This window comes from Campylobacter corcagiensis (genome assembly GCF_013201645.1).
GTDB lineage: Bacteria > Campylobacterota > Campylobacteria > Campylobacterales > Campylobacteraceae > Campylobacter_B > Campylobacter_B corcagiensis.
Genome location: NZ_CP053842.1, coordinates 1649492 through 1655616 on the forward strand (window position 1 = coordinate 1649492; position 6125 = coordinate 1655616).

7 protein-coding genes are annotated in these 6125 nt (G+C 31.2%); all 7 read right to left on the bottom strand.

Annotated elements, in window-relative coordinates; translation table 11 throughout:
- Positions 1-3: 3 nt before the first annotated feature.
- The gene (pepE, locus tag CCORG_RS08590; RefSeq protein ID WP_025802179.1) at positions 4-699 is read right to left on the bottom strand and encodes a dipeptidase PepE; all 696 of its coding nucleotides are present in this window, start codon (positions 697-699) and stop codon (positions 4-6) included.
- Positions 696-2012, bottom strand: a complete 1317-nt coding sequence (locus tag CCORG_RS08595; protein WP_025802181.1) for an amidohydrolase — start codon at positions 2010-2012, stop codon at positions 696-698. Before CCORG_RS08595 ends, pepE begins: the two co-directional genes overlap by 4 nt.
- A gap of 11 nt (positions 2013-2023) precedes the next feature.
- Positions 2024-3061, bottom strand: coding sequence for a type II asparaginase (locus CCORG_RS08600; RefSeq protein WP_025802183.1), 1038 nt, complete (start codon positions 3059-3061; stop codon positions 2024-2026).
- Positions 3062-3200: 139 nt separating this feature from the next.
- On the bottom strand, positions 3201-4022 hold the full coding sequence (locus CCORG_RS08605) for a DUF3137 domain-containing protein (RefSeq protein ID WP_025802185.1): 822 nt from the start codon (positions 4020-4022) through the stop codon (positions 3201-3203).
- Complete coding sequence (locus CCORG_RS08610; RefSeq protein WP_025802191.1) at positions 4012-4899, bottom strand: DUF3137 domain-containing protein; 888 nt, start codon at positions 4897-4899, stop codon at positions 4012-4014. The genes CCORG_RS08605 and CCORG_RS08610 overlap by 11 nt, the downstream gene beginning before the upstream one ends.
- A complete protein-coding gene (locus tag CCORG_RS08615) occupies positions 4896-5456 on the bottom strand; it encodes a LemA family protein (RefSeq protein WP_025802193.1) in 561 nt (186 codons plus the stop codon). The genes CCORG_RS08610 and CCORG_RS08615 overlap by 4 nt, the downstream gene beginning before the upstream one ends.
- Before the next feature lie 70 nt (positions 5457-5526).
- Entirely contained in the window at positions 5527-6015 is a 489-nt protein-coding gene (gene ruvC / locus CCORG_RS08620) for a crossover junction endodeoxyribonuclease RuvC (protein ID WP_025802195.1), read from the bottom strand.
- Positions 6016-6125: the final 110 nt, after the last annotated feature.

Genomic DNA, 6125 nt, shown 5'->3' on the forward strand with positions numbered 1-6125 from the left:
TCCTTAAATTTTAATTTTTTCGCCGATTTTTATAGTTTGGACATCTTTTTTATACTCAAATTTTAAAATATCTGAGTGTCCGATAACTTCGGCTTTATCACCATCTATTAAAAACGCTGTGCCTTCTGGCATCGCATAAACTATCTCACTAGGATTTGCTATTAAAAACTCATTTAGCCTAGTTTCTCTGCTTTCGCCGTTATGACCTTTGATCTGGCCGCTTATGAAATGAGGATTTATTTGATACGAGAATAAATTTAATGACTCAAAGCTTTTTGGCATAATTATTGGCATATCATTTGTCGTCATCATCGTCTTTCCAGCGATATTTGCCCCAGCACTCCAACCAAAGTATTTCGCGCCATTTCTTACGGCATTTTTTATCTCATCAAGCAAATCAAACTCATAAATTTTTGCCATTAGCATAAAGGTATTTCCGCCCCCAACGCAGATTGATTTTGCATTTTTTATAGCATTTTTCATATCTTTATAGTGGTGAATGCTTTTGATGTTTGAGTTTTCTAGGCAATTTTGAACCCTTTTTTCATACTCATAATTTGTCCTAGTAACGCCAGCAAACGGAATAAATAAAATCTCCTCATCCCAGTTTTTTCCTAAAAATTCTTTAATCCAGCCTTTTGAGTGGTTTAAATATCCAGTATCTTTATAGCTTGATGCACTTAAAAGTAGGGCGTTCATTTATCGCCTTTGTTTATTGCATAAGCACTTCTTACAAAAACATCAACCCCTGCTAAAAGTGAATCCTCATCAAAGTCAAATTTAGAGTTATGATGACCTGCTTTTAGGGTAGTTCCTACCATTAAATAAGCACTTTTTCCACCTTGAAGTTGGACTGCATGCATAAAATGCGCAAAGTCCTCGCACGCACCAAAGCTAAGTTCGGTTAAAATTTTATCATTATCGATAAATGGACTCTCTTTTGCTGCGTTTTCATAAATCTGGGCAACTTCTTCATCGCTATTTCCACCACTTGTGCCACCAGTGATTTTTATATCATAACTTACGCCATAAATTTCACTAACGCCTTTAACTATTTTTTCACACTCGTTTTTCATAAACTCATTAAGTTCGGTTGTTTCGCCTCTAGTTTCGCATGCTAAATAGGCATTTGGTGCGATTACATTTCGTCCTTCACCAGCTTTTAAAACGCCAACATTTATTCTGGTAACTCCTTTTGCATTTCTAGTAATTCCGTGCATATTAAGTGCCATTTGACAAGCTGCTAAAAGTGCGTTATTTCCCTCTTCTGGAGCTCCTGCTGCGTGGGCTGATTTGCCTGTTAAAGTAATGTCAAATTTAGTCGTAGCAAGAAGTTTATCGGTTTTACAAATTATGCTTTTCATCACGGTTGCTTGAAAGCCGATATGTCCGCCAAGCAAATAATCAACTCCTTTTACAACTCCTGCTTTTTCCATACCAACTGCACCACGAGTTCCCTCTTCTGCTGTTTGAAAAATAAATCTAAACTTACCTTTAAATTTATCTAAATTCTCAGCTATCATTTTTGCAGTAAAAAGTCCAATTGTGATGTGTCCATCATGCCCACAAGCGTGAGTTATACCATCTATATCAGAACTAAATCCCTCTTTAAAAGGGCGGTGGCTTTCATCTTTGCACTCAGTTACATCAACTCCGTCAATGTCAAATCTAAATGCTACAAATTTTCCAGGTTTTCCAGTGTCAATGTCTGCAACAAGCCCAGTTAAGCCATCTTCCATTTTATCTAAATATTTGATTTGTTCATCATTTAAAAGAGTTTTTGCTCTTTTTAGATATTTTTCGCAGTCTTCTTTTGAACCAAGTCCTTGCCTGGCATCTGGATCTACAACTTCACGACCTAGCTTTACATCATAACCCATTTTTGTCATTTTATCAGCAATTACAGCTGTGGTAAAAAAGGTAAACCAACCAGTTTCTGGGTGAGAGTGGAAAAATCTCCTAGTTTTTACAATCTCATCTTTTAAGCCTAAAATTTGTTGTGAAATATTCATTTTTTACTCCTTTAATAAGTTCTAAAAATTTCTCTTATTTTTTCTATATCATCTGTTTTTGTAAGTGCAAGCATTAATAAAACCCTTGCTTTTTGTGGATTTAGGGTATTTGCAGAAATAAAGCCATATTTTTCATCATATAAACTAACCCCTGGTCCTGCATCAGTTGTGCCACTTCCAACTCTATTTGATCTAACCACAACAACGCCTTTTTTCATAACCTCTACCAAAGCTTTTTCCACACTTGGATAAAGACTTCCACTTCCCATTCCAGCTACGACTATGCCTTTTGCTCCATTTTCTACGCAAAAATTTACTAAGTCTTCGTTATCTGTTGTATGAGCGTATAAAATATCAACTTTTGGAAGTTTGGTTAAATTTTTAACTGAAAATTCACTATTTAAAGTATGTTTTTTCTCATCAAAATACTCAACCTTGCCGTAATTTACAATGCCGATTTTACCAGCATTTGATGAGGTAAAAGCTGCGACATTTGTGGTGTTTGTTTTGCTTACCTCTCTGGCTTTGTGGATTTCATCATTCATAACGAGTAAAACGCCTTTATTAAAGCTATTTTTGTCTATTGCCACGCTTACTGCGTTAAAAATATTTAAAGGACCATCTGCACTCATCGAAGTTGCTGCTCTCATAGCTCCAACAAAAACAACAGGTTTATTGCTTTTTACAACTAAATTTAGAAAATAAGCACTCTCTTCAATGCTGTCAGTTCCATGAGTTATCACAACACCATCAGCGTTTTCATCGTTTAAAATTTCATTTACTCTATTTGCTAGTTTTAGCCAGACATCATTATTCATATGATGAGAGCCGATATTTGAGATTTGTTCGCCTTTGATGTTTGCGATTTCGTTTATTTTTGGAACTGCTGATATGAGCTTATCAACCCCAATCGCACCAGAAGTGTATGAAGCATTTAGCTCCCCACTACTTCCACCAGCGATCGTCCCACCAGTTGCAAGGATATAGATAGTTGGCTTTGCAAAAGTAGCCACAACAAAGACAAACATCAAACTAAGGATTTTTTTCATACTTTATCCTTTAAATTTATAAGTTAAACAAGTTATTTTATCTTAAAATTGATATGATATTTCTTAAAATTATATAAAATATAAAATTATTGTAGATTTATTAAGATTATAGTTATTTTATGTTTTATTTTATAAATTATCAATAAGTGTGTAAATTTAGATATTCTATTAACTTTAAAAATTTATCTATCTCAAATTTAAGCTCATTTGAGTTAAGATTATTTATACTTTTAAAAATATTTGGTTCAAGAAAGTCTGTTTTTGTTTCAAGAACTATTATCAGTTTTGAGTTTTTAAAAAGTATATCAGCTCTTAAATTTTTGTCGTTTACTCCCTTACAAAGAGCTTCAAATTTCTCTATCAAACTTGGCGTTAAAATATACATCGCTTCTTGTAAATCTTTAGCATAAAGGATAAAATTTTCATTTATATATGAGTTATCTATCTCAAATTTAGTTAAATTTTCAGCTCTTAAAAGTCCTAAATTTGTGATAAAAATTTCATTTTTAAATGGCTTTTTAAAACTAGCTTCAAAAACTTTGCCTTTAAAATCAATTTCGCCAAATTCCACTCTAACATCACAAAAACTAAAATTTACACCTCTATACTCACCACTAAATTTATCATTTGCTATGACTTTTCCTAAATTTGGGGCTAAATTTTCTACTTTTGTTCTACGCTCATAGCTTATGTTTTTAAAGCCACCTTTATCAAACAAAGCCTTGTTTAACTCCCCTATAAATGAACTCGTAACTCTAAATTTAAGACCATATAATACAAAAACATATATAAAAACTAAAAAAATAAAAGGAATAAATTTAAACTCGCCACCTTTTATAAACATAACAAAACCAAAGATAAAAACCAACCCAAATCCAACTGTAGCGATGATTAACTTTTTTAAAAGCTCTTTTCTTTTTCTTTCTAAATTTTTAGTTATACTGTTTTGTTTAAATTTCATTGCTAGTAAAAATTTTGCGGTTTAAATTTAGCTCATTTATGATATTTAAAAGCTCTAAAATTTCAGCTTTATATCGTAAAATTATTGAATCATCACCAATTAAACTCTGTCTTACATCAGGTTCAAAACTATCTCTTCCAAACTCTATATAAATGTAAATTTTATTATCTAAAAATGCTAAATTTAGAGGTGATTTAAATAGATTTTTAAGCCTTAAAATACGCTCCATAAGGTTTGGTGTAAGGATATAAAAAGCATTTATTTTATCGCTACTATAGACATTAAATTCCTTTTCAAACTCACTATTATCCATAGTTATTCTAAAAAGCGAAACATTTCTATTACGACTTAAAGCATAAGTTGTTGAAGTAAAGTTTTTATTAAAATTAGCAATAAAGCAAATTCCACAAAAAATAGTCTCATAGCTTACATGAACTTTGCCTTTTTCATCAACTCTTTGAACTCTTCTTTGTGAAAAAAGATCACTAAATTTAAAACTAACACCATTATAACTGCCATAAACTAAGTCATTTCCGCTATAAGTGTCGGGTTTTAAATAGATATTTGGAGTAATAAAATCACTATATTTTATAAAATTTTCGCTTTCATAAGTTAAACCAAAACTTTCAATCACTTTTTGCATCGCTATTAATTTAAAATCTTTATTAAAATCGCTAGTTAAAAAATTTCTTATAAAAGCATAGAAAAAAAGAGTACTAAATACTCCCATAAAAATTGAGAGTAAAATCTCTCTTTGCATATAAAAATAAAATATTACAAAAGCTACAAGCCCTATAAATAAAGAAAAAATAGAAACTAATTTAAGCTTTACAAGGAGACTTAAACGCTCCTTTTCAAGCTCATAAATTTCTCTCACTTAAAGAGTTCTCCCACATTTGGAGCAGATTTTTCACTATCTTCTGCTTTAAAAAATAACTCATCTTTAAAGTTAAAAATATTTGCTATGATATTACTTGGAAACATCTGTATAGCGTTATTATAAGTCATAACACTTGAGTTATAAGCCCTTCTTGCTGCACTGATTTGTTCTTCTGTTTCTGTTAAAGTAGCTTGAAGATGCATAACATTTTCATTAGCTCTAAGCTGAGGGTAAGCCTCTATTGCTACATTTATGCCACCTAAAAGCTTTGTTAATTCGTTATTTAGAGCAAATTCTTCACTTTTATCATTTGTAGCCATAGCTCTACTTCTAAGAGCAGTAACCTTTGTAAGTGTTTCTTTTTCATGAGTTAAGTACTCTTTTACAGTTGAGACTAAATTTGGTATTAAATCATAGCGTTTTTTAAGCTGAGTATCAACGCCAGCTCTTATATTTTTTACTTGATTTTTTTTAGCAATAAGCCCATTATAAATTCCAATAGCCCACAACACAACCGCGATTGCAATAATTAAAATAACTAAAAATGCACTCATTTTTTCTCCTTTTAAAATTTACATATTTTACTAAATTTAGACTTGAAAAAATATAAATTTAATGCTAATTTTATAAACCTTTTAAGCTTTTAAATTTCATCCCATTTGCGTGAGCTAAAGAGACCGCAATAGCATCAGTTATATCAAGTGGTTTGATCTCTTGTTTTATACCTAAGATTTTCTTTACCATAAAGGCAACTTGTTCTTTACTAGCTTTTGCTTTTCCTGTTACGCTTTTTTTAACCTGAAGTGGCGTGTACTCATAAAATTCACCATGAATTTGTAATATCCTAAGACTTAATGCACCTCTAAATTGAGCTAGTTTTAAAACACTTTGTGGATTATAAGCAAAGAAAATATCCTCAATTGCCACATCATCAATGCTGTGTTTTCTAAAAATGATATCTAATCCTTCACAAAGCTCAGTGATTTGGTAGTTTAGAGTTGATGGTTTTATTTTGATTAGTCCAGCTTCAATTAATTTTATATTCACACCATCTTTTTCTATTATAGAATACCCACAGTTTCTAGTTCCTGGGTCTATTCCTAAAATTTTCATTCACGTCCTTTTCACACTATTTCACGATCTATTCACAAACTTTTATCATAAATTTATAAAAATTAAGGTAAAATATTATATCAAATTTCACTATTTAAAAGGAACAATTT

Bases quoted from the DNA above. Each gene is read 5' to 3' on its own strand.
- CCORG_RS08605 (WP_025802185.1), bottom strand. From the start codon at position 4,022: ATGAAATTTAAACAAAACAGTATAACTAAAAATTTAGAAAGAAAAAGA.
- CCORG_RS08600 (WP_025802183.1), bottom strand. From the start codon at position 3,061: ATGAAAAAAATCCTTAGTTTGATGTTTGTCTTTGTTGTGGCTACTTTT.
- ruvC (WP_025802195.1), bottom strand. From the start codon at position 6,015: ATGAAAATTTTAGGAATAGACCCAGGAACTAGAAACTGTGGGTATTCT.
- pepE (WP_025802179.1), bottom strand. From the start codon at position 699: ATGAACGCCCTACTTTTAAGTGCATCAAGCTATAAAGATACTGGATAT.
- CCORG_RS08615 (WP_025802193.1), bottom strand. From the start codon at position 5,456: ATGAGTGCATTTTTAGTTATTTTAATTATTGCAATCGCGGTTGTGTTG.
- CCORG_RS08595 (WP_025802181.1), bottom strand. From the start codon at position 2,012: ATGAATATTTCACAACAAATTTTAGGCTTAAAAGATGAGATTGTAAAA.